Genomic DNA, 22,412 nt, shown 5'->3' on the forward strand with positions numbered 1-22,412 from the left:
GCCGAAACCCAGAACGTTGAAACCCAGTCCGGGTAAACTGGGAGTGATGAGTGACGACGACGGTCGCCCGCCCTCCCCCGAACCGCGGCGCGGTCCCGCCTCCGACGAAGGCGTACTAACTCGACTCCGGACGGCAGAGGAGGGGCCGCTGCTGTTCGTCCGCGAAGTTCTGACGAGCGCGCTCGCCGTGTTGGCCGTCGGGTTGTTCCTGTTCGCGGTGAGCGGCGTGTGGCCACCGATGGTCGCCGTCGAAAGCGGGAGCATGGAACCGCACATGCACAAAGGCGACCTCGTGTTCATCACGGGACCGGACCGGTACGCCCCGGACGCGTCCGTCGAGGGAACCGCCGTCGTCACGGCCGAGACGGGCGCGGATGTCGACTATCGGAAGTTCGGCGGCCCCGGCAGCGTCATCGTCTACGACGACCCCGGGTCGGCAGGGCCACCGATTATCCACCGGGCGATGTTCTGGGTCGACGAAGGAGAGAACTGGTACGACCGGGCGAACCCCGAATATATGTCGGCCGACAACTGTCGAGAACTCGCCAACTGTCCCGCGGAGTACGCCGGCTTCATCACGAAAGGAGACAACAACCCGCGGTACGACCAGGTGAGCGGCATCGCCGACCCGGTCCGACCCGAGTGGGTCCAAGGCGTCGCGCGGGTCCGCATCCCGCTTCTCGGGTGGGTTCGCCTGACGCTCGCCAACTCGATGGCGACGACGACGCCGGTCGCACCCGTGTCCGTTGAGTCCGTCGAATCCGTCGACGTGGCGACCGAGGACGTGACCATGATTGAGGCGACAGCCACCAACATACCGACGACGGCACCGCTTCCGGTCGAGACGTCGAAGACAGCAGTGCACGGCGACGCGGTCGCGGCGTGATCCGGGTTCGGTAAGCAGGACTAAGCAGAGCGGAACTTCTACGACGGCACCAACCAGAGAGCGACGATTGTCGTTTAGTGATTGTCGTTTAGTTATCGAACCGCGCCTGCACGAACGGCTGTGCGCTCTCGATGTCGCCGAGTCGGGAGTCCGTCAGCAGGACGGCCTCGGTCTCGTCAATGGGGACAGAAAGGCTGATTTCCTTGGTTCGGCCGTAACGACCCTTCGAGACGACGACGGCGTTGACGATGCCGAGCATGTCGAGTTCCGAGATGAGGTCGGTGACGCGGCGTTGGGTGAGGACGTCGGCGTCGATCTCCTCGCAGAGGCGCTTGTAGATGTTGAACACCTCGCCGGTGTTGATGTTGCGGACGCCGTTTTTCTCCAGGAGGATGATGGCGAAGAGGACGATTTTCGACTGCGTGGGGAGGGTACGGACGACCTCGACCACCCGGTCGAGTTCGATTTTGTCCTGCGCCTGCCGGACGTGTGCCTCCTCGACAGTGTCGGCCTGCCCGCGCTCTGCGAGCTCGCCGGCCGTGCGGAGCAGGTCGAGTGCGCGCCGGGCGTCACCGTGTTCCTGCGCGGCGAAGGCGGCACACAACGGAATCACGTCGTCCGTGAGCGCGCCGGGCTTGAACGCCACGTCGGCGCGGTGCTGGAGGATGTCGCGGAGCTGATTCGCGTCGTACGGCGGGAAGACGATTTCCTCCTCGCCGAGGCTCGACTTGACCCGGGGGTCGAGGAAGTCGGTGAACTTCAGGTCGTTCGAGATACCCATGATGGAGATGCGGGAGTTGTCGAGTTCGGAGTTCATCCGCGAGAGGTTGTAGAGGGTATCATCGCCCGACTTCTCCACCAGCTTGTCGATTTCGTCGAGCATGATGACGACCACGCGCTCCTTGTAGTCGACGGCGTCGAAGAACGTCGTGTAGACCCGGTCGGTCGGCCACCCGGTCATCGGCACCGTCTCCATCTCGTCGGCGTCGTCGTCGAGTTCCGCCGCGCGCTCGTCTATCTCGGCGATGGAGTCGTAGGGCGTGTCCGCGAGGGCGTTGGGGTCTTCCGTCGCCCGCGTGCGCATCTCGTCGAGTCGTTCCTGTTCGGCCTCGATGCGCTCGACGTTCTTCTCGATGAACTTGTTCGCCAACTGCGCGAGCACGCGGTACTGCGTGTCTGTCACCTCGCAGTTGATGTACTCGACCTCGCAGGGCACGTCGTACTTCTGGGAGGTGGATTCGAGTTCCTGACTGACGAACTTCGCGCTCGCGGTCTTGCCGGTCCCCGTCTTCCCGTAGATGAGGATGTTCGACGGCGTCTCCCCGCGCAGGGCGGAGACGAGAATCGTCGCCATCTGGTTTATCTGGTCGGTCCGGTGAGGGAGTTCGTGCGGGGTGTACGACGGCCGAAGGACTTCCTTGTTCTCGAAAATCGGCTCGCCGGCGAGGAGGTCGTCGAACAGCCCCTTCGAACCCTCGTCGTCGTTGAGGACGACCTTGTCGAGACCGACGTCGGGGTCTTTGTGCTGGTCGAGGTCCTCGTCGGGCGCGTCGGCGTCGGGGCCGATGCTCGCCTGAATGTCGATGTCTTCGGGGGAGACGTCGTCCTCGGCGGCGGATGTCGGTGCCCCGGAGGACGCATCGTCAGCGGACGCGTCGGTACTGGGTGCATCGCCGGAGTCGCCGTCGACGGCGCTGTCGTCCGACGTACTGTTCCCGACTTCTCCTCGTGCGCCGCCTCGCGGATTCTCTTCCTCGTCCATCGTGAATACCCCTTTGTTTCAAGTGGAATAGTCGCCCGCAGCGGCGCATACGGTGCGTGAGGCCGGTGGTAGCCGGCATCTGCGCGTCACGCCGAAGAAGGCGATTCCAGATGATGCAAAGGAACCAAACGAACAGTCGGTACAAAAATCTTACTTCTCCGACTCGTCTGCCGCCGTCCGACCGGAACTCGGCCGGACGGGACCGTTTCAACACGAGCGCTCGATTCGCTCGGAGGACGGAGACTCCTCGCGACCACTGTTCGGAAGCGCCGGTTGGAGTCGTCAATCGATTGAGGTCGTCAGTTGGAAGTCGGGAGTCAGTCGAGGGTCAACCGGGGGTCAGTCGATGGAGGTCGGCAGGTCGTATCGACACCGAGAGCGGAGCGTCTCGGAGTCGAAACCATGGCCGGGAGTCAGGGATGGGTGAGGAAGGGTTCGGATGAGGCGAGTAGTTCGAGTCGATTGGAGAACGTAGTCGACGTGGGGTCTGATAGAGTCGACCGGCTGGGACGGAGGGAATTGGGCACAGTGGCGTCGAGGTGAAACGGGTCGGTTCGAACAATCGCACTCTACCGAGTCGAACCGCGGGACGCGTCGAGACTCCAAGCGATAGTGGTAGATTTCGACGAACGGCAGTTGCACACCGGACATCCGGGCGGCACCACACCGGACTCCCGGTTGACGCGAAACCCACCGGTCCGCGCGGGTGGAGTGGAACTCGGAGTTGAGTGGGTGTCCGACGAGAAAAATTGGTCCCCGCAACCCCTCTGTTTCGTGTGGAAACGGGAAAAACACGCTTCCGGAGAAATCGAGGAACTGAGGAGTTCAGCGACTGTTCTAACCCCTTGGTTTCCTCTGCAATTAAGTGGGTGTTTTCCAGTTCGACGGGAAACCCTTGGGGCTCGGAGCCCCCACACCCCTTCGTTTCGGGTGGAGCCGTGAGAGAGTAGGGAGGGGGTCTCGGCGGTCTTTAGATACAGATAGTTTTATTAACTATATTATCATACCGTAACCGTACTGGGGCAAAAAGAGATATTATTGTACTCCCCTAGAATAGAATTAACGTCCCACCGCCGTCTAGCGGTCTCCCCCCACCCACCCCTTCGGGCCGTTCCACCCGAAACGAAGGGGTGGGGGTGTTACCCCTGCGACGAGTTCACGTCCGTGGAGTGGCCCGCCTCGACGAGAGAGCCACTACCGGTACGGGGCCGGACTTCCGGCACCGATATCGTTTCGGTCCCGTCCCCTCCTACTCACTTCGGCGGACGAAGTCGGTAGTAGCGGCGGTTGAGGTTGTACATGTACCCCTTGCGCATCGTCTTCAGCACCGCGTAAGAGGCCGCCCCGGCGACCCCTTGTTGAGGAACGGTACGACGGCGATAGCACCGACGACGTTCGCCAATACGCCGTAAGTGAGTCGGAAGTGGGCCGTCTCACGAGTCTTGCGCTCGCTCCAAGTAGGCGTCTCGTCGTCGGGGGCTACGATGCCCGCGCCGTCGGCTTGCACACTTTGTTCGGGAGGGTCTGGTTCCCTCATGGTTACAGGAACCCGTTCTAACTACCTTTCGAATTGACAAATATCTGCATTCCAAACGTCATCAGAAATTAATTTCAAACTAGCTAACTAATTTGGCGGGGGTGAATATGCCATCCGAGCCGGCCGATGAGTTACTCGCTCGCGCTTTCGCCGAGGGTCGAATACCCTCACGCTTGTCTGTGTCTTGGCTAATCGGCTCGCGCGCACGCACGCCCGAAGTAACACAAATCACCGAGTGAGACATCAGCGGAGGGATGCGGGACGGGGTCACTCCGTCGAGTCTCTTTTCGAAGGGTGCGGCCAGTGGCGTCTTTCCGCTGCCCCTCCCTGCCCCTTCGTTTCACGTGCAATCTCCCAGTTCTCTCTCGTCTTTTTCTCGCTCGCGTCGGTCCGTCGCGACCGCTGTCCACGACGTTCCTTTCTGTCGTCCTGTCTCCCACGTGACTGGTGTCTGACGTAGTGCTTAAGTGAGTCCGGTTGGGTGATACCTCCATACGCCCTCCACGACGCGTTCGGGAGGTGCGGGAGGCCCAGGATGGGACTGCTCACAGATTTAAGAGACAGCATCTCACGAGTCGTCGACCGGCTCTTTTCGGAGAGCGAGCCGAAGCGGATCGGTATATATGGCCCGCCCAACGCCGGGAAGACGACTCTCGCAAACCGTATCGCCCGTGACTGGACCGGTGACGCCATCGGTCCCGAGAGCCACATCCCTCACGAGACTCGCCGCGCCAGGCGGAAAGAGAACGTCGAAATCGAGCGGAACGGCAAGAAAGTCACCATCGACATCGTCGACACGCCGGGTGTCACGACGAAGGTCGATTACAAGGAATTTCTCGAACACGACATGGAGAAAGACGACGCCGTCCGCCGGTCCCGCGAGGCGACCGAGGGCGTCGCCGAGGCCATGCACTGGCTCCGCGAGGACGTCGACGGCGTCATCTACGTGCTCGACAGCACGAAGGACCCGATATCGCAGGTCAACACGATGCTCATCGGCATCATCGAGAGCCAGGACCTGCCCGTGCTCATCTTCGCGAACAAGATCGACCTCGAAGACTCGAACGTCGAGCGCATCGCGAACGCGTACCCACAGCACGAAACAGTCGAGTTGTCGGCGCTCGAAGGGGAGAACATGGACGAAGTGTACGCCAAAATCGCGGAGTACTTCGCGTGATTCACCATGCCTGAAGCAACCGCCTCCGACAACGGCTCCGACGGGGTCCAGATAGACCTCTTCAGCGGGAATCGGATGGCAAACCTCACCAGCATGGAGAAGATTCGGCTCATCCTCGACGGCGTTCGCGACGGCAACATCGTCATCCTCGAGGAGGGCCTTTCGCCCGACGAGGAGTCGAAGCTCATCGAGGTCACGATGGCCGAGATAAGCCCCGACGAGTTCAACGGAATCGAAATCGAGACGTACCCGCGTTCGCAGACCGCAGACCAGAGCTTCCTCGACCGGCTCATGGGCCGACAGTCGACCCAGAAGCTCACCGTCATCGGTCCCGCGAACCAGATTCAGACGCTACACAAGGACGAGAATCTCATCAGCGCGCTCGTCTCGCGAAAGTAGGGGGTCCCACGAACGCCCTCACGCGCCATCCGGCGTCAACATCTATCAATGCCACATCAATGCACCACGTGCGGTAAGGTGTTCCCCGACGGCTCGAAGGAGATGCTCTCGGGGTGCCCGAGCTGCGGCGGCAACAAGTTTCAGTTCAAGCCCGCGTCGAGCGGGAGCGCTCCCGCGAGCGCGAGCGACGACGCGACGTCGACGGGCGGCGCCGGAACGCGGGACCTGACCTCCTCGGCGGCCGACGCCGTCCGAGACCGCGGGCAGCGTCAGTCCCATCCCGATTCGACCGACGAGGAGTCGATGACCGTCAGCGACTGGGCGAACGCGAATGCGGACGCGGACGCCTCACAGCGAACCGAGACTGCCGATGCCGCCGGCTCGACCCAGAACGAGCCGTCGTCGACCGACGCGGCCGACGCAAGTGACGCGGTCGACGACCCCGAAACCAAACCCCGCGGTTGGGGTGAATGGCCGTCTGCGCCCGGCGAGTCCCCGGGGGCCGAGCCGCAGGACCCGGAAGCGTCGCGGAACGAATCGCGGGCCCAATCGGCCTCGGAGCAGGCCAGCCGCTCGCGGGGACCGGATTCGCCCCCGAACCGCGAGCCGGGCAAAATCAACGCGCGCGAGACGGACGAAGACAACTCCCAGAAGAGCGCGCGGAGCGACGTCGTCACCCCCGAGGAACTCGCCGCTGCCGACGCGAACCGGCGCGGCTCGCCGGCCGAGACGCCGTCCGAAGCGCCTTCCGGCCCCGACCCCGACGCGGCTGCCGGTCAGTCCACCGACGCCGCGCCCACGGACGCGGACGGCACGGTCATCGAGCCGTCGTCCGACGACCGACCCAACCTGGACCAGCTCCGCGAGGAACTCAACGACCAGTTCGAGAGCATCAAAATCGTCAATCCCGGTCAGTACGAACTCAATCTCATGGAACTGTACGACCGCGACGAGTACATCATCTCGCTCCGCGAGGACGGCCGCTACGTCATCGAAGTCCCGGATTCGTGGGGCCCCGGCAACCGCGAAGACTGAGCGCGTTCCTCGCGTCGAACTGATTTTCCGACCCCGTTGTTTCCGGTGGAACGCCGGCCGTTCGGTCTCGCGGACGAGTCCGTCCGTCGAATCGGCACAATCGTTATATACGATAGTTGAGAGTATATCTCCTTGGGGAAGCGCTATGTCCAATCCGCACAACGAAAAAGTCGCCGAGTGGGCGTCGCTCCTCGGAGCGTCGCTCCCGTCCGCGCGACCAGACGACCTCGACCTCGACACCGCCGACAGCGCGGGGTAACGACCGCCGCGGTTTCCACCGGCGGACCGCTTTACTTTCACCCCGCTCTGCGAACCCTTATCGGCGAGGACGCGTAATCGTCACCGATGTCGGCCTCCGAGGACGTTGCGTACGTGGACCACCCGCTACTCGCGCCGTCGTTCATCGAGCGACGGCTCTATCAGATTCGCCTCGCCGGTACCGCGCGCAACGGCCACACACTAGTCTGTCTCCCCACCGGCCTCGGGAAGACGACCGTCAGCCTACTCGTCACGGCCCAGCGGCTCTACGACGTCGGCGGGAAGTCGCTGTTTCTCGCGCCGACGAAGCCGCTCGTCCAACAGCACGCCGACTTCTACCGCGAGGCGCTGAACGTCCCGGACGACGAAATCGTCGTCTTCACCGGCGACGTTCGGCCCGACGACCGGGCTGAACTCTGGCAGGAGGCCCAGATTGTCATCGCCACGCCGCAGGTCATCGAAAACGACCTCATCGGCAACCGCATCTCGCTTCGGGACGTGACGCACCTCACCTTCGACGAGTGCCACCGCGCGAGCGGCGACTACGCCTACGTCTACATCGCAGAGCGCTACCACGCCGACGCCGAAGACCCGCTCGTCACGGGGATGAGCGCCTCGCCGGGCGGCGACGAGGAGGCCATCCTCGAAGTCTGTGAGAACCTCGGCATCGTCGACGTGGAGGTGATGACCGAGGAGGACGCCGACGTGTCGGAGTACACCCACGACACGGACGTGGAGTGGAACCGCATCCAACTCCCCGACGAGATTCTGGAGATACGCGACGCCCTCAACGAGGTCATCACCGACCGCCTGGAGAAACTCAAGCAGTTGGGCGTCACCAAGTCGACGAAGCCCGATATCTCGCAGAAGAAGCTCAACCGGATGCGCGCGGAGCTACAGCGGCTGATGAACGCGGACAAGTCGGAGGGCTACAAGGGTATGTCCACGCACGCGGAGGTGATGAAGCTCCGCCGGGCTGTCGAACTCGTGGAGACCCAATCGGTCGAGTCGGTCCGGCGGTACTTCGAGCGCCAGCGCAACGCCGCCCGGTCGTCGGGCGCGTCGAAGGCCAGCCAGCGACTCGTCGCCGAACCGAAGGTCCGCGAGGCGATGCGGAAAGCCGAGTCGTTCGACGGCCTCCACCCGAAGTTCAGGAAGACGCGCATCCTCCTCGCGGAGACGCTCGGCATTCAGGACGGCGAGCGCGTCATCGTCTTCACCGAGTCCCGCGACACGGCCGAGGCGCTCACGGAGTTCCTCTCGGAGAGCTTCTCCGTCCGGCGGTTCGTCGGGCAGGGCGACCGCGAGGGCTCCGACGGGATGACCCAGAACGAACAGCAGGAGACCCTCGACAAGTTCCGAAGCGGCGAGTTCGAGGTGCTGGTCTCGACCTCCGTCGCGGAGGAGGGCCTCGACGTGCCCGAGGTCGACCTCGTGCTCTTTTTCGAACCCGTGCCGACGGCCATCCGGTCCATCCAGCGGAAGGGTCGGACCGGTCGTCAGGCCGACGGTCGCGTGGTCGTCCTCCTCGCCGAGGACACCCGCGACGAGGCGTACTTCTGGATATCGCGCCGTCGCGAGAAGACGATGCAAAACGAGCTTCGCGACCTCAAGGGTGCGGCCGACGACCTCGAAGCCGAACTCGACCCCTCCCAGCGCGACCTCTCGGCGTTCGCGGGAGACGACGGAAAATCCACCCAGAATTCGGAGGGTTCCACCGGAAACGGGGGGGTTGACGCCGCGACCGAGAACGGTGCAAACGGAGCGTCGGACGCCGCACCGACCGCCTCGAACGGACAGACCGCGGCCGCCGCGGCGACCGACTCGGACGGACAGTCCGGCCTCGCCGACTTCGGTCCCTCCGACGAGGAACTGGCGCGGGCGGAAGATGGTGATGACGGCGACGACAGCGACGACGCGCCCGTCCGAGACGAGGACTCGAACGATTCCAATGCCAACCTGTCGTCAGAGACCGAAGGCGACGAGTCGGGCGAACTGGCCACCGTCGCCGCGGCAGGAACGGACGACGAGGAGACCGTCGAAATCGTCGTTGACCAGCGCGAACTCGACTCCAACATCGCCCGCACTCTCTCGAAGCGCGAGGACCTGACGACCCGGTTGGAGACGCTCGCGGTCGGCGATTACGTCCTCTCGGACCGCGTCGCGGTCGAACGAAAGAGCGTCTCGGACTTCCTCGACACGCTCACTGGCGGCGACCGCTCGATATTCGAACAGATAGCGGACCTCACGCGTCACTACGCCCGGCCACTTCTCATCATCGAGGGTCGTGGTCTCTACGAGGAGCGGAACATCCACCCCGGCGCGATTCGGGGGGCGCTGTCGTCGGTCGCGGTCGACTTCAACGTGAGCGTGCTGTTCACGGAGGACGAAGACGACACCGCGGAGATGCTGGCGACCATCGCCACCCGCGAGCAGACGGACCGCGAGCGCACCGTGAGCGTCCACGGCGGCAAGAGCGCGAAGACGCTCGACGAGCAACAGGAGTACGTCGTCTCCGCCATCGCCGACATCGGCCCGGTCACGGCGCGGACGCTGCTCGAAGCGTTCGGGAGCGTCGAGGCGGTCATGACCGCCAACGAGGACGACCTCAAAGAGGTCCGTGGCGTCGGCCAAGTTACCGCCGAGCGAATCCGCGAGGTCGTCGGGGCGGAGTATCGCTGAGCGGTTTTCCTGCCCGTAGGCGCGTCAGGAGACGAGGGTCAGACGGGCTCGGTCCGAAGCACCGTTCGGTGGCGCTTTCGAAGTCGGCTCGTTCGACGACTCGGTCTTCGTTGCCGCCACGAGGTGAACGTTCCCGCCAGCCCGACCGCCGTCTCGATGGCGACGTCGAGCGCGTTTGCTCGCGTCGGTGCCGCCGGTGTGGATGAGTGTGCATCTCCGAAACAGAGGGACCGCAGTGTGTTGATTTCAACCGCCGAGAGAGATCGCGGTTCGCGGGTCGGTTATCGGTCGAGCGCGGAGATGGCCTCGGCGGCCTCGCGCGCGGCGGCCAGGTACTCGGTCGCCCGCCGCGGGTCGTCGGTCGACTCGGCGCGCTCGGCGGCCCACGTCAGCGTCCGCACGAGCGACTCGCGCGCGTCGGTGACGTCGCCGGCGACCTCGCGGCGTGCACGCTGCCCGGTCGCCCTCTGGTCGCCTGCGGTTCGCGCCGGCGGGGTCGCAGCACGCCCGTTCACGCCGGTGGGGTCGCGGCGCGCCTCGTCGGCGACGCGGGTTCCTTGGCCCTGCGCCGGCTGTCGCGTTCCGGCCTGTGGTCGCTCGGAGTCCGACGCCTCGGCGGTGACCGCCGCAGAGTCGGCCGCCGCATCGGCGCTCTCTACGGACTCGGTCGCTCCGCCGGACGAGGCCTCGACCCCGGCCTCGGACACGTCGGCTTCGACGGCCGCCTCGGCGGCCCGCTCCGCGTCTTGGTCCGCGTCCGCCGCGACCTGCCCCTCGGCCTGACAGGTCGGACAGAACACCTGTCCCTCGTAGCGGAACAGCGGGTCGCCGCAGTTGTCGCAGTGTTTGTTCGTCATCGTCGCGCCCTTGAGGAGCAACTCGCTCATGCGCTGGGTCGAACGGCGCTTCTTTTCGTCTCGTTCGTACTTCTCCCGAAGTCGCTGCCGCTCTGCTTCCTTATCGAAGTCGCTCATGTGCGTGTGGACGCGACGTGCGTCGAAAAACCCCACGGCGTCGCTCGGGTGGGTCCGTCACCGACGGTCTCACCGGCTCTCGCGGCCGACCACACCCCGCCGCTGTCGGTCGAAATTCGACGACTGACGAACAGATAATCGACAGACGGCGCTTCGGTGCCCGTTTCGAAACGTTTACTCGGAATCCACAGCCTGGTTAATGTGGTATGACGAAAGTTAGCGTGATTGGTGCGGCCGGGACGGTCGGCGCCGCGGCTGGGTACAACCTCGCGCTTCGCGATGTCTGTGACGAACTCGTGTTCGTCGACATCCCGAAGATGGAAGACAAGACGGTCGGACAGGCGGCGGACACGAACCACGGCATCGCGTACGACTCCAACACGGTCGTGACGCAGGGCGGCTACGAGGACACCGCCGGCTCCGACGTGGTCGTCATCACGGCGGGCATCCCGCGGCAGCCGGGACAGACCCGCATCGACCTCGCGGGCGACAACGCCCCCATCATGGACGACATCGGCTCCTCGCTCGCGGAGCACAACGACGACTTCGTTTCCATCACCACGTCGAACCCCGTCGACCTGCTCAACCGCCACCTCTACGAGACGGGCGACCGCGACCGCCACAAAGTCATCGGCTTCGGCGGCCGCCTCGACTCCGCCCGCTTCCGTTACGTGCTGAGCCAGCGCTTCGACGTGCCGGTCAAGAACGTCGAAGCGACCATCCTCGGCGAGCACGGCGACGCACAGGTGCCCGTCTTCTCGAAGGTCCGCGTCGACGGCAACGACCCTGCCTTCTCCGGCGACGAGAAAGACGAGATTCTCGGCGACCTCCAGGAGTCCGCCATGGACGTCATCGAGCGCAAGGGCGCGACCCAGTGGGGCCCGGCGACCGGCGTCGCCCACATGGTCGAGGCCGTCCTGCACGACACCGGCGAAGTGCTCCCTGGCTCGCTCGTCCTCGACGGCGAGTTCGGCTACGAGGACACCGCCTTCGGCGTCCCCGTCAAGCTCGGCTCGAACGGCATCGAGGAAGTCGTCGAGTGGGACCTCGACGACTACGAGGCCGACCTCATGGACGACGCGGCCGAGAAGCTCCGCGACCAGTACAACAAAATCGCGTAAGCCGCTCCGGCTCGCTCGCGCGACGAATCCAATCCGTCTTTTTCACCCGACGCGCTCGACTCCCCTCAGAGCCGTCGCTTCAGTTCATCGGCCGTCTTCTCGCCGACGCCGGGCACGTCCGTCAGGTCCTCGAGCGACGCCTCGCGGACGCCTTCGACGCTGCCGAACCGCGTGAGCAGCGCCCGGCGGGTCTTCTCGCCGACGCCGGGTACGTCGTCGAGGACGGTCTTCACCTCGTCGCGGAGCGTCTGGTGGTACTGGACGGCGAAGCGGTGGGCCTCGTCGCGGACGCGCTGGAGGACGTGCAGGTGCGGCGCGTCGTCCGGCCAGTCGAACGTCCGGTCGGGCGTGACCACCAGTTCGCGGTCCTTGGCGATGCCGACGGCGGGCACGTCCCAGCCGGTCTCGTCGAGGGCGTCGAGCGCGGCGTTCAACTGTCCCTTCCCGCCGTCGATGAGGAGTAAGTCGGGGTCCGGGCGGTCGTCGCGGCCCTCCAGCGCGCGGGTCGCCCGCCAGCGGACGAGTTCTCGCATGTTCGCGTAGTCGTCGTTGCGCTCGGGGAGTCGCCGCCGGCGGTAGTCCGAGGTTTCGGCGCTCCCCTCGACGAAGCACACGTCGCTGCCGACGACGGCCTTGCCCTGCGCGTGGCTCACGTCGAAGCCCTCGATGCGGGAGGCGCGGCGCACGTCGAGGTCGAGTTCGCGGGCGAGCGTGGCGAGTCCGTCGTCGCGGCCGGCGCGTCGGCGGGCGTTCTTCAGGGCGAGTTCGACCAGTTTCGCCTCGCGGCCCGCGCCGGGGACGCGGACGCCCACGCCCTCCGATTCGAGCCACGCGACCACGTCCTCGTCGTCCGGATGCTCCGAGAGGACGACCGCGTCGGGGAGTTCGCGCTCGGCGTAGAACTGCGCGAGGAACGCCGAGAGGACGGCGGCCGTGCGGTCTTCGCCCTCGGGCGCGTCGAGGTGGTGGCGAGTCCGGTCGACCAACTGGCCGCGCTCGGCGTGGAGTCGCGCGACCGTCGCCGAGTCGCCGCGGAGCGAGACGCCGAGCACGTCGATGGCGCGCTCGTCGGTCTGCGCCGAGACGGCGTCTTCGCCCGCGCCGTGGAACGACTCGACGACTTCCAACCGGTCGCGGAGGTTGGCGGCGCGCTCGAACTCCGCGTCCTGTGCGGCGGCTTCCATCTCTCGCCGGAGCGGGTCGGCGAGGGTGCCCGTCTCGCCCTCGAAGAATCGAACTGCCGACTCCACGTCCTCGCGGTAGTCGCGCTCCGCGATTTCGCCGGTACAGGGAGCCGTACACAGGCCCATCTCGTAGTCGAGACACGGCCGCGAGCGATTCGAGTACTTGTGGTCCGAACAGCCGCGAAGGCCGTAGGTCTCCCGAATCGCCTTCACGACCGTCTCGACGCGGCCCTTGTCGGTGTACGGTCCGAAGACGGTCGCGGAGTCCTCGGGGTCGCGAGTGACCTCGATGCGCGGGACCGCGTGGGCCGTCAGTTGGACGAGCGGGTAGGACTTGTCGTCCTTCAGGCGGACGTTGTAGCGCGGCTGGTGGCGCTTGATGAGGTTGGCTTCGAGGAGGAGCGCCTGCGTTTCAGTGTCGGTAACGGCGAAGTCGATGTGCTCCGCGCGGTCGACCATCCGGGAGATGCGCTCCGACCGCGGGTCGGCGTACGACCGGACGCGGGCGCGGATGTCGACCGCTTTCCCGACGTAGAGCACCGCGTCGCCGGCGACGAACTGGTACACGCCGGGGTCCGACGGAAGCGCGCTGGCTCGTTCGCTGACCGCGGCAGGGTCCATCTGGGGTGGCTTACCGCGCGAAGGGCTTGAGGCTGACGCGTCGAGCGAGCGGGACGGTCGATTCGGTCGTCTCGCCGCCTCGGAAGTTATCTAATTTGATAATATGCTCGAAAGATACTCCTGTGATGCTCTGAAACGTGGCCTCTAATGTCACTTGGTATACTCTCACGCGTCCGCTCGTGGTTCGGCGAGGAGACTCCGTTACCGGACGGCGGAATCGTCGCCGGTTCCGCCACGGACGCGCCGGACTTGAACGTCGACGACGACGTACTGCTCGACGGCGTCGGCCTCCCGGCGTTCGTCCTCGACGAGCAGGGTCGCATCGCGGCGTGGAACGCCGGCGTCGAGTCGTTGACCGGCACGTCCGCGGACGCCGCGCTGGGCCGACGCGACCTCGGTGATGCCTTCTACGGCGACTCCGCGGCCAGCGTGCTCGCGGGGCAGGTCCTCGACAACCCCCGCGACGCGGCGGCGCTCGACGGCGTGGAACTCGACGACTCCGACCGCCTGCTCTACGCCGTAGAGGAGACGTTTGCGGACGTGAACGGCGACGACTGCCACGCCCGGCACACGGCGATGCCGCTCTACGAGGACGACGAGCTCGTCGGCGTCCTCCAGACCGTCCGCAACCGGACGACGGAAGTCGAGCGCCACCGCGAGGTTGCCGCGCTCGTCTCCGAGGTCGAATCGACGCTGACCCAGTTGAGCGGGGGCAACCTGGACGCGCGGGCGACGATAGACGAGAGCGGGGCCGTCGACGACCAGCTCTACCTCGTCGTCGACGCGGTCAACGAGACGGCGCGCAACCTCTCGACGCTGGCGTCGAACGTCGAAGACGAGACGGAGACGGCGACCGCGGCGGTCACGCGGGCCGCCTCGGCGGCCGACGCCATCGTCGACAACGTCGAGGAACAGCGCGACCTCCTCGACGAGGGCGCGACCCAGATGCAGCAGTTCAGCGCGACGATGGAGGAGGTCGCCGCGACCGCCGACGAGGTCGACACGGCGGCTACGGAGGCGCGGCAGGCGACCGCCGAGGGCCGCGAGGCCAACAGCGAGGCGCGAGAGGCGACCGAGAGCGTCGTCACGATGGGCGACGAACTCGTCGACCGCGTGACCGAACTCGGCGGCCGCATGGACGACATCGAGGCGGTCGTTGAGGTCATCTCCGAGGTGGCCGAACAGACGAACCTGCTCGCGCTCAACGCGAACATCGAGGCCGCTCGCGCCGGCGAGGACGGCGACGGGTTCGCCGTCGTCGCGGAGGAGGTCAAGTCGCTCGCCGACGAGACGCGCCAGCACACCGAAGACATCACCGCGCAGATAGAGGACATCCAGTCGCAGACCGGCGAGGCGGTCCACGCGGCGACGGAGTCGAACGACCGCATCGAGCACGCCGACGACCGCATCTCCGAGATGCTGGCGGCGTTCGAGGAAATCGCCACCTCCATCGACACCGCCGCCGACGGCGTCGCGGAGGTCTCCCGCGCGACCGACGAGCAGGCCGAGGCGGTCGAGGAACTGACCGCGACCATCGAGGACGTGCGCGACCGGACCGTCGAGACCGAGGGCGCGGTCGACAGCATCGTCAGCGCGACCGACGAGAGCACGCAGGCGCTGTCGTCGCTCGCCATGGAAGTCGAGGAGCTGACGGGCAATAGCTCCTGAGTCGGGTTCCGAACGGCCGGCGTCGATGCCGGCACGCGTAAGGGAACCCCGTCCGAACCACGGGCCATGAGCGACGACGACACGACGCGGCTCTGGTTGGTCGAGCGGTCCTACGACGACCGGGACCTCATCATCCTCATCTACGCGACGCCGGACGGCGAGTACGAACTCCGGAAGGAGCTCGCCGCGGCCGTGATGCACCAGCGCCGGATGACCGTGACCGCCGCCATCGACGCGCCGACCGAGAACCTCGAACCAGTAAGTGACGACGACCTGCGCGAGCGGTACGCGACGGAGGCCACGAAGATGGCTGACTCCCACGAACCCGACGAAGAGGTCTGAGTCGGCCCCGCCGACCGTCGACGTCGACCGTCGATACCGGCCGTCGAAGCCGACCGAATCGCACGACTGCGGCGATGTAACCTCCTCCGTCTGACCCCCCGCTCCGCGCGGGAATGTTATCGCCCGTGATTTTTGCACCTAAAACCCTTTAACCCAGTACGACGCAGGCCCGCCCATGGCCGCCATCGAACTGAACGGGGTGACGAAACGGTTCGAAGACGACGAGGGACTGTTCGATTCTCTCCTCCCGTCGTCCGACGCCGACGGCGTCACCGCCGTCGACGACCTCACGTTTTCCGTCGCGGAGGGTGAGGTCTTCGGGTTCCTCGGTCCCAACGGTGCCGGAAAATCGACGACTATCAACATGCTTCTCGACTTCGTGCGCCCGACGAGCGGGTCCGTCCGCGTGCTCGGACACGACGCGCAGGCCGAGAGCGTGGCCGTCCGGCGTCGGACCGGCGTGCTCCCCGAAGGTTACGAGGTGTACGACCGGCTGACCGGGCGCGAACACGTCGAGTTCGCCATCGAGTCCAAGGAAGCCGACGACGACCCCGACGAACTGCTCTCCCGCGTCGGCCTCGACCCCGACGAGGCGGACCGCCGCGCCGGCGGCTACTCCAAGGGGATGTCCCAGCGCCTCGCGCTCGCGATGGCGCTCGCCGGAAGTCCCGACCTCCTCGTCCTCGACGAGCCATCCTCCGGTCTCGACCCCGCCGGCGCACGCGAGATGCGCGACATCGTCCGCACCGAGGCCGACCGCGGCGCGACGGTGTTCTTCTCCAGCCACGTCCTCGGACAGGTCGAGGCGGTCTGCGACCGCGTCGGCATCATGCGCGACGGCGAGCTCATCGCCGAGGACACCATCGAGGGGCTCCGTAGCCGAATCGAGACCGACTCGGTTCTCCGACTCGACGTCGACGGCGACGCAGACCTCGACGCTGTCCGCGCCCTCGACGGCGTCTCGTCGGTCGAATCGGACGGCGACCGCCTCGTCGTCGGCTGTACCGACGACGCGAAGACGCGCGTCATCGAAGCGGTTGAATCGAACGGTGCCACGGTGGCCGACTTCGAGACTGACTCCGCGTCGCTGGAGGACATCTTCCTCGCGTACACCGAGGGTGACGACTCGGCCGGCGAACCGGAGGTGACAGCATGACGCTCGAATCGGTCGCGCGCAAGGACTTCCGCGACGCCCTCCGGTCGCGGTGGCTCCTCGGCCTGACGCTGTTTTTCGCCCTCCTCATCGGCGGGTCGACGGCGCTGTTCTACGGCGTCCTGCTCTCTGGCGCGGGCGCGAACTCCGAGACGCTGTTCGGCCTCACCACCGCGCCGGGCGGGCTGTTCAACTTCTCCTACGCGGGCATGCTCGGGTTCGTCCTCGCGCTCATCGCGCTCGTAACGGCCCACGGCTCGCTCATCGACGAGCGCGAGTCGGGCACCATCAAGCTCCTGCTGTCGCTGCCGAACTCCCGGCGCGACGTGGTGTTCGGAAAGCTCGTCGGCCGCACGCTCGTCGTCATCATCTCGATGCTCGTCGGCTTCGTCGTCGCCCTCTTCGCGATGCTGTTCACCGGCGGGCAGGTCATGTTCGTCTCCTACGCGGGACAGGTCGCACTCTCGGGGCTTCTCGCCACGGCGTTCGTCTCCATCGGCGTCTGGCTCTCCGCGACCTCGGCGTCCCAGCGACAGGCGCTGTTCGGCACTGTCGGGCTGTACTTCATCTTCGCCGTCCTCTGGTCGACGGTCGCGACGGGCGTCCCGCGGCTCGTCAACTGGGTCATCGAGCAGCTCGGTCTCACCGCGCTGACCGCGCCCCAAGTCGTCCAGATGCGCCTTTTCATCAAGTACCTGAACCCGCTTCGGGCCTACGAGACGCTGGTCGCGGAGCTGTACGGCCCCGCGGTCGCCGCCCGCCTGTTCAAGGCCGGACTCGGCGAGCGACTCGCCATCGAGGCGACCTTCAGCGAGGCGCTTCCGTTCTACTTCACCGGGCCGTTCATCCTCGCTATCCTCCTCGCGTGGATCGTCGTCCCGCCGCTGCTCGGCTACCGCGCGTTCCAGAAGGCGGACCTCTGAAGCGGAGACGCGGACCGCCGAGGCGGTAACGACCGCTTTCGCGACTCCCCACCGACTGCCGACTATTCTGGCGGGTACGCCACGCCGCGCTCCGCGAGCAGTTCTTCGAAGTCGGCTTCCGTGAGCGTCGGCACGTCGTTCGCCTCGGCGTCGTCGCGCTTCGACTGGCCGGGGTTCTCGCCGACGACGAGGTAGTCGGTGTTGCCCGAGACGGAACCGGTGACGCTGCCGCCGTGGGATTCGACGAGGTCCTTCACGCCGCCCCGGCTCGCGGCGAGCGTCCCGGTCACGACGAACGTCAGGCCGTCGAGTTCGTCGCCGCCCGATTCGACGGGTTCGGGGTCGACGCCGCGGTCGAGGAGCGCGCGAATCACGGCGCGGTTGTCCGCGTTCTCGAAGAAGTCGCGGACGCGGCGCGCGACCGTCTCGCCCACGTCGGGAACCGTTGTCAGACGTTCCTCGAACGCGTCGAACTCGCTTTCGTCGGCGTCGGATTCGATGGGAAACGCCTCGATCGACCCGAACTCGCGGGCGAGACCGCGGGCGGTCGCTTCTCCGACCTCGGGGATGCTCAGGCCGACGAGGAACGAGTCGAGAGAGGGGTTCGTCGAGTTCTCGACGGCGGTCACGAGGTTCTCGGCGCTCGTCTCGCCCCACCCTTCTAACTCGGCGAGGTCGTCGACCGTCAGGCCGTACAGGTCGGCGACCGTCTCGACGAGTCCCGCGTCGACGAGTTGCGAGACGCGCTCTTCGCCGAGGCCGTCGATGTCCATCGCGCCCTTGACGGCGAAGTGGCCGATAGAGGCCTCCCGCTGGGCCGGACACGACAGTCCGCCCGAGCAGAACGCCAGCGGGCCGTCGCGGTCAACCGCGCTCCCGCAGACCGGGCACTCGTCGGGGAACTCGTAGCTTCCGCCGCCGTCCTCCGTGACTTCGACAACCTGCGGAATCACGTCGCCGGCGCGTTTGACGCGGACGTGGTCGCCGACCGCGACGCCGAGGGCGGCTATCTCGTCGGGGTTGTGGAGCGTCGCCCGCGAGACGGTGACGCCGCCCACGTCGACGGGGTCGAGGATGGCGACCGGCGTGAGCCGGCCTGTCCGCCCGACCTGCACGACGATGTCGCGGACGGTCGTCACCTCGTGGCGGGCGGGGAACTTGTAGGCGAACGCCCAGCGGACCGAGCGACTCTTTTCGCCCAAGCGCTCGCGGGCCTCCCGCGAGTCCACCTTGATGACCGTCCCGTCGATTTCGTAGTCGAGGTCGTCGCGGGCCGCCTGCATCCGGTTCCGGTAGTCGATGGCCCCCGCTACGTCCTCGGCGCGCTCGACCCGGTCGGCGACGCGGAGGCCCCACTCGCGCAGGCGGTCCAGCGCCGCCCACTGGCTGTCGGGTCGCGCGCTCGCGTCGAGGATGTCGTAGAAGAAGACCGCGAGCGGTCTGTCGGCGACGACCGAGGGGTCGAGGTTGCGGAGCGTCCCGGCGGCCGCGTTCCGGGGGTTGGCGAAGGCGTCCTCGCCGGCCTCGACGCGCCGGGCGTTGAGGTCGCTGAAGTCGGACTTCGGCATGTAAATCTCGCCGCGGACGGCGAGTCGGCCCGGGTGGTCTCCCCGGAGCGAGAGGGGAACGGTCGGAATCGTCTTCACCTGCGCGCTCACGTCGTCGCCGTGTCGGCCGTCGCCGCGAGTGGCCGCGCGGACGAACTCGCCGCCCTCGTAGACGACTTCGACCGAGAGGCCGTCGAACTTGGGTTCGCAGACGTAGTCGACCTCACCGACCTCGCGGCGGACGCGCTCGTCGAACTCCCGGAGGTCGTCGGCGTCGGTGCTCTGGTCGATAGAGAGCATGGGCGCGACGTGTTCGACCGTCTCCAGCGCGTCGATTGGCTCGCCGCCGACGCGGTCCGTCGGGCTGTTGGTCGTGTCGAGGTCGAACGCGCCTTCGAGCGCGACGAGTCGGGAGAACAGCGCGTCGTAGGCCGCGTCGGAGACGAGCGGGTCGGCCTCGACGTAGTACCGGTGGTCGTGTTCGCGGACGGCTTCGCGGAGGAGCGCGGCCTGTTCTTCGGCCGCTTCGCGCGAGAGCGACTCGGCGGGTTCGAACTCGGTCGGCGGGTCGCGGAGGTACGGGTTCGACTCAGCGTTGACGTCGGCGTCGCTCATTGGTTCGGGTGTCGGCCGGACGGCGGGTAAACGCTCCGGGGTGGCGGCGAACGGCGACGGTCCGGCCGCGACGACTCCCGCCCGAACCGCGCCGCGTCACGCGAACAGGTAGGCGACTCCGAGCGCGGACGTGAAGACGCCGACGAACCGCGTGAGCGTCACGTTCCACTCGGCGGGTTCGACCTCGTCGTTGGAAGTCTTGCTCCCGATGGCGTCGACCCGCTCGCCGAGTTTCGACACGCGGGAGGGGAACGCCGCCGCCGGGAGGCCGACTGCGAGAAAGACGGCGGCGACGAGGAGGAAGTCTCCGGCCATGAAACCGGTCTTCGGTCTCGGGGAATAAGCGTGTTGGCGACGACGGCGGGCGAAGCCGGGGATGAGACTGTGCGCCGACGACTCGACTCCCGCCGACCGCTCACCTGCGGTTCACGACCATCTCGACCGACCCCTCGGGTCGGAGCGTAATCGAGGGGTCGAACGACAGGTCGTGGGTCGGGTCGACCGTCCACGACCGGGTAATCGTCGCCAGTGCGAGACGCGCTTCCAGCATGGCGAAGCGGTCGCCGATACACCGCCGCGGGCCGCCGCCGAACGGGAAGTAGGCGTACTTCGGGAGGTCGCGTTCGAACGCCTTCGTCCACCGACTCGGCCGGAAGTCGAGGGGGTCGTCGTAGAACCGCGGGTCGCGGTGGAGCACCCACTGCTGGACCGAGACGGTCTGGCCGGGTTCGACGCGATAGCCGCCGACTGTGTCGAGTTCGGCGGCCTCGCGGATGAGTTCCCACACCGGCGGATAGACCCGCATCCCCTCCTTGACGACCTGCTCGGTGTAGGTCAGGTCGTCGAGGTCGCCGAAGCCGGGGCGCTCGCCGTCGAGGACAGTGTCGAGTTCCTCGCGGAGCGTCGCCGCCTGCTCGGGGTTCGTCCCGAGGAGGTGGAGCGTGTAGGTGAGCGCCAGCGCGGTCGTCTCGTGGCCGGCGAGGAGGATGGTCACGAGTTCGTCGCGTATCTGCTCGTCCGGCAGGGGTTCGCCGTCGTCGTCGCGGAACGTCAACAGGAGCGAGACGACGTCGTTGGCCTCGGGGTCGGGGTCGTCGTCGCGGTGCTCGGTCACGATTCGGCCGACGACCTCGGTGAGGTCGTTCAGCGCCTGCTGATACCGACGGTTGCGCGGGGTGGGGACCCACCGGGGCACGTCCACCGGGCGCTTCAGCGAGGTCGACGAGTAGTCCATGACGGTTTCGAGGGCGTCGCCGACGGCGGACTCCTCCTCGCGGATGTCCACGTCGAACAGCGTCTTCGCGGCGATTTCGACGGTGAGGCTCATCATGTCCTCGTGGATGTCGCGCGTCTCGCCGTCTTCCCACGACGACAGCATGCGCTCCGTGTAGTCGACCATCACCTCGCTGTAGCGCCGGAGCATCTGCGGGAGGAACGCAGGCTGCATCAGGTGGCGCTGCTGTCGCCAGAACTCGCCTTCGCTCGTGAGCAGGCCGTCACCGAGGACCGTCCCGAGCGATTCCTGAAACAGCTCGCCTTTGATATACCGCTGGTTCTCCTGTACGAGGACGTGCTCGACGAGTTCGGGGTCGCTCAGCTGGTAAAACGAGATGCCGCCGATGTCGTACTCGGCGACCGGACCGTACTCGCGGGCGACCCCGGTGACGAACGCGAGCGGGTCGTCTGCGTACCGAAGGGTGTGGTGGACCACGGGCTTCGACGGGGGACTCGGCGGTCGTTCTCGACCGCCTTGCGTCGCTTCTGACATGGATGAAGCTACGGTCGGAACCGGGATGGCGCTACTGCCGATGCCGGCCGGCCCTTTATATGGTGGTCCACCAAGTCGGCGACGCGACGCCGGCGGCCGTCACCCGAGTCGATTCATCACGCGCGATTCGACCTTCCGGAGGTGTTCCGAGACGGTGCTCTGCGAGCAGCCGAGTTCGCCGGCGAGTTCCTCGACCGACACCCGACGCGGGATGTCGTAGTAGCCGCGCTCGACGGCGGTGTCGAGGACTTCGCGCTGGCGGGCGGTGAGGTCCGCGCGGACGCCGCCGCGGACCGGTTCGTAGTCCGAGAGGCCGTCCACGCAGAACGCGTCGGTGAGCGAGTCGGGCAGCGACGTGACCGCGCCCGAGAGCTGCGCGTGGCTCCCGAGGACGTTGACGACGACGCCCTCGCGGGTGAGCCGAATCGGCGTGTCGAGAAGCAGGTCGTGTTCGTCCACGAGTTCGAGGAGGCGGCGCACGTCGTCGTCGGGGACGAGATGAACGTGGCAGACGACACCGCCGTCGGCCGTCTCGCCCGCGTCGAAATCGACGATATCGGGGTGGTCGGCCAGCCGCGCCTCGACGTCCGGCGGCGCGTCTTCGAGGACGCAGAGTTCGACCACGGTTCCGTCGGGCCGGAGCCGTAGGTCGCGAAGCTCCCCGCGCGGGTGTCGGCCGTCGACCGCGAACACGTCGTACGGGCTCCCGAACGGGTTCTCGTCGGCGTCGAAGTGGGCCCGGAGACACTTCATGCGTTAT

At 66.6% G+C, this 22,412-nt stretch carries 17 protein-coding genes and 1 pseudogene; 10 read left to right on the forward strand and 8 right to left on the reverse strand.

Translation table 11 applies throughout. The features are described from left to right. The first annotated feature begins 46 nt into the window (after positions 1-46). Positions 47-886 (forward strand): S26 family signal peptidase, encoded by an 840-nt coding sequence (locus C5B91_RS14330; protein ID WP_199519533.1) that lies wholly within the window; start codon positions 47-49, stop codon positions 884-886. 88 nt (positions 887-974) lie between these two features. On the opposite strand, the gene C5B91_RS14335 is transcribed toward C5B91_RS14330, so the two are convergent. Both C5B91_RS14335 and C5B91_RS14340 read right to left on the reverse strand, forming a co-directional pair. Beyond that, positions 975-2,648 (reverse strand): Cdc6/Cdc18 family protein, encoded by a 1,674-nt coding sequence (locus C5B91_RS14335; protein ID WP_008090936.1) that lies wholly within the window; start codon positions 2,646-2,648, stop codon positions 975-977. Between the two features lie 1,253 nt (positions 2,649-3,901). Then, a pseudogene (locus C5B91_RS14340) lies at positions 3,902-4,185 on the reverse strand (hypothetical protein). Positions 4,186-4,720: 535 nt separating this feature from the next. Between C5B91_RS14340 and C5B91_RS14345 the strand changes: the two are divergent. From C5B91_RS14345 to C5B91_RS14360, 4 genes are all read left to right on the forward strand, one after another. Next, a complete protein-coding gene (locus tag C5B91_RS14345; protein ID WP_004974066.1) occupies positions 4,721-5,362 on the forward strand; it encodes an Era-like GTP-binding protein in 642 nt (213 codons plus the stop codon). A gap of 6 nt (positions 5,363-5,368) precedes the next feature. Further along, complete coding sequence (locus C5B91_RS14350; RefSeq protein WP_004044951.1) at positions 5,369-5,761, forward strand: DUF2073 domain-containing protein; 393 nt, start codon at positions 5,369-5,371, stop codon at positions 5,759-5,761. 48 nt (positions 5,762-5,809) lie between these two features. Further along, a complete protein-coding gene (locus tag C5B91_RS14355; protein ID WP_115819887.1) occupies positions 5,810-6,796 on the forward strand; it encodes a Zn-ribbon containing protein in 987 nt (328 codons plus the stop codon). Positions 6,797-7,141: 345 nt separating this feature from the next. Then, positions 7,142-9,736, forward strand: a complete 2,595-nt coding sequence (locus C5B91_RS14360; RefSeq protein ID WP_049967906.1) for a DEAD/DEAH box helicase — start codon at positions 7,142-7,144, stop codon at positions 9,734-9,736. A gap of 281 nt (positions 9,737-10,017) precedes the next feature. Here C5B91_RS14360 and C5B91_RS14365 read toward each other — a convergent pair whose 3' ends face one another. Continuing rightward, positions 10,018-10,710, reverse strand: coding sequence for an Sjogren's syndrome/scleroderma autoantigen 1 family protein (locus tag C5B91_RS14365; RefSeq protein WP_049967905.1), 693 nt, complete (start codon positions 10,708-10,710; stop codon positions 10,018-10,020). Positions 10,711-10,916: 206 nt separating this feature from the next. Between C5B91_RS14365 and mdh the strand changes: the two genes are divergently transcribed. Next, a complete protein-coding gene (mdh, locus tag C5B91_RS14370) occupies positions 10,917-11,831 on the forward strand; it encodes a malate dehydrogenase (RefSeq protein ID WP_049905028.1) in 915 nt (304 codons plus the stop codon). Between the two features lie 65 nt (positions 11,832-11,896). Here the strand turns inward: mdh and C5B91_RS14375 are convergent, their stop codons facing one another. Further along, the gene (locus C5B91_RS14375; RefSeq protein ID WP_115819888.1) at positions 11,897-13,636 is read right to left on the reverse strand and encodes an excinuclease ABC subunit C; all 1,740 of its coding nucleotides are present in this window, start codon (positions 13,634-13,636) and stop codon (positions 11,897-11,899) included. Positions 13,637-13,783: 147 nt separating this feature from the next. Here C5B91_RS14375 and C5B91_RS14380 point away from each other — a divergent pair, with 147 nt between their 5' ends. From C5B91_RS14380 to C5B91_RS14395, 4 genes are all read left to right on the forward strand, one after another. Continuing rightward, positions 13,784-15,304 carry a methyl-accepting chemotaxis protein gene (locus C5B91_RS14380; RefSeq protein ID WP_115819889.1) on the forward strand — a complete coding sequence of 507 codons (1,521 nt, stop codon included), beginning with the start codon at positions 13,784-13,786 and terminating at the stop codon, positions 15,302-15,304. Between the two features lie 66 nt (positions 15,305-15,370). Continuing rightward, the gene (locus tag C5B91_RS14385) at positions 15,371-15,646 is read left to right on the forward strand and encodes a hypothetical protein (RefSeq protein ID WP_004974087.1); all 276 of its coding nucleotides are present in this window, start codon (positions 15,371-15,373) and stop codon (positions 15,644-15,646) included. 175 nt (positions 15,647-15,821) lie between these two features. After that, positions 15,822-16,802: an ABC transporter ATP-binding protein gene (locus C5B91_RS14390; protein WP_049967902.1), complete on the forward strand. Its 981-nt coding sequence runs from the start codon at positions 15,822-15,824 to the stop codon at positions 16,800-16,802. Further along, positions 16,799-17,722, forward strand: a complete 924-nt coding sequence (locus C5B91_RS14395) for an ABC transporter permease (protein ID WP_008090922.1) — start codon at positions 16,799-16,801, stop codon at positions 17,720-17,722. Before C5B91_RS14390 ends, C5B91_RS14395 begins: the two co-directional genes overlap by 4 nt. Positions 17,723-17,784: 62 nt before the next feature. Here C5B91_RS14395 and ligA read toward each other — a convergent pair whose 3' ends face one another. The 4 genes from ligA to C5B91_RS14415 all read right to left on the reverse strand — a co-directional run bounded on the left by ligA (position 17,785) and on the right by C5B91_RS14415 (position 22,405). Then, complete coding sequence (ligA, locus tag C5B91_RS14400) at positions 17,785-19,884, reverse strand: NAD-dependent DNA ligase LigA (protein WP_115819890.1); 2,100 nt, start codon at positions 19,882-19,884, stop codon at positions 17,785-17,787. Between the two features lie 96 nt (positions 19,885-19,980). After that, the gene (locus C5B91_RS14405) at positions 19,981-20,199 is read right to left on the reverse strand and encodes a hypothetical protein (protein WP_049967900.1); all 219 of its coding nucleotides are present in this window, start codon (positions 20,197-20,199) and stop codon (positions 19,981-19,983) included. A gap of 100 nt (positions 20,200-20,299) precedes the next feature. After that, on the reverse strand, positions 20,300-21,652 hold the full coding sequence (locus C5B91_RS14410) for a cytochrome P450 (protein ID WP_115819891.1): 1,353 nt from the start codon (positions 21,650-21,652) through the stop codon (positions 20,300-20,302). 99 nt (positions 21,653-21,751) lie between these two features. Next, a complete protein-coding gene (locus tag C5B91_RS14415; protein ID WP_115819892.1) occupies positions 21,752-22,405 on the reverse strand; it encodes a helix-turn-helix domain-containing protein in 654 nt (217 codons plus the stop codon). Positions 22,406-22,412: the final 7 nt, after the last annotated feature.

This window comes from Haloferax sp. Atlit-10N (assembly GCF_003586325.1).
Taxonomy (GTDB): domain Archaea; phylum Halobacteriota; class Halobacteria; order Halobacteriales; family Haloferacaceae; genus Haloferax; species Haloferax prahovense.

Coding starts and splice junctions, on each gene's coding strand:
- C5B91_RS14380 (WP_115819889.1), top strand. CDS start 13,784: ATGTCACTTGGTATACTCTCACGCGTCCGCTCGTGGTTCGGCGAGGAG.
- C5B91_RS14330 (WP_199519533.1), top strand. CDS start 47: ATGAGTGACGACGACGGTCGCCCGCCCTCCCCCGAACCGCGGCGCGGT.
- C5B91_RS14375 (WP_115819888.1), bottom strand. CDS start 13,636: ATGGACCCTGCCGCGGTCAGCGAACGAGCCAGCGCGCTTCCGTCGGAC.
- mdh (WP_049905028.1), top strand. CDS start 10,917: ATGACGAAAGTTAGCGTGATTGGTGCGGCCGGGACGGTCGGCGCCGCG.
- C5B91_RS14410 (WP_115819891.1), bottom strand. CDS start 21,652: ATGTCAGAAGCGACGCAAGGCGGTCGAGAACGACCGCCGAGTCCCCCG.
- C5B91_RS14365 (WP_049967905.1), bottom strand. CDS start 10,710: ATGAGCGACTTCGATAAGGAAGCAGAGCGGCAGCGACTTCGGGAGAAG.
- C5B91_RS14355 (WP_115819887.1), top strand. CDS start 5,810: ATGCCACATCAATGCACCACGTGCGGTAAGGTGTTCCCCGACGGCTCG.
- C5B91_RS14360 (WP_049967906.1), top strand. CDS start 7,142: ATGTCGGCCTCCGAGGACGTTGCGTACGTGGACCACCCGCTACTCGCG.
- C5B91_RS14415 (WP_115819892.1), bottom strand. CDS start 22,405: ATGAAGTGTCTCCGGGCCCACTTCGACGCCGACGAGAACCCGTTCGGG.
- C5B91_RS14350 (WP_004044951.1), top strand. CDS start 5,369: ATGCCTGAAGCAACCGCCTCCGACAACGGCTCCGACGGGGTCCAGATA.
- C5B91_RS14390 (WP_049967902.1), top strand. CDS start 15,822: ATGGCCGCCATCGAACTGAACGGGGTGACGAAACGGTTCGAAGACGAC.
- C5B91_RS14395 (WP_008090922.1), top strand. CDS start 16,799: ATGACGCTCGAATCGGTCGCGCGCAAGGACTTCCGCGACGCCCTCCGG.
- C5B91_RS14345 (WP_004974066.1), top strand. CDS start 4,721: ATGGGACTGCTCACAGATTTAAGAGACAGCATCTCACGAGTCGTCGAC.
- C5B91_RS14405 (WP_049967900.1), bottom strand. CDS start 20,199: ATGGCCGGAGACTTCCTCCTCGTCGCCGCCGTCTTTCTCGCAGTCGGC.
- C5B91_RS14335 (WP_008090936.1), bottom strand. CDS start 2,648: ATGGACGAGGAAGAGAATCCGCGAGGCGGCGCACGAGGAGAAGTCGGG.
- C5B91_RS14385 (WP_004974087.1), top strand. CDS start 15,371: ATGAGCGACGACGACACGACGCGGCTCTGGTTGGTCGAGCGGTCCTAC.
- ligA (WP_115819890.1), bottom strand. CDS start 19,884: ATGAGCGACGCCGACGTCAACGCTGAGTCGAACCCGTACCTCCGCGAC.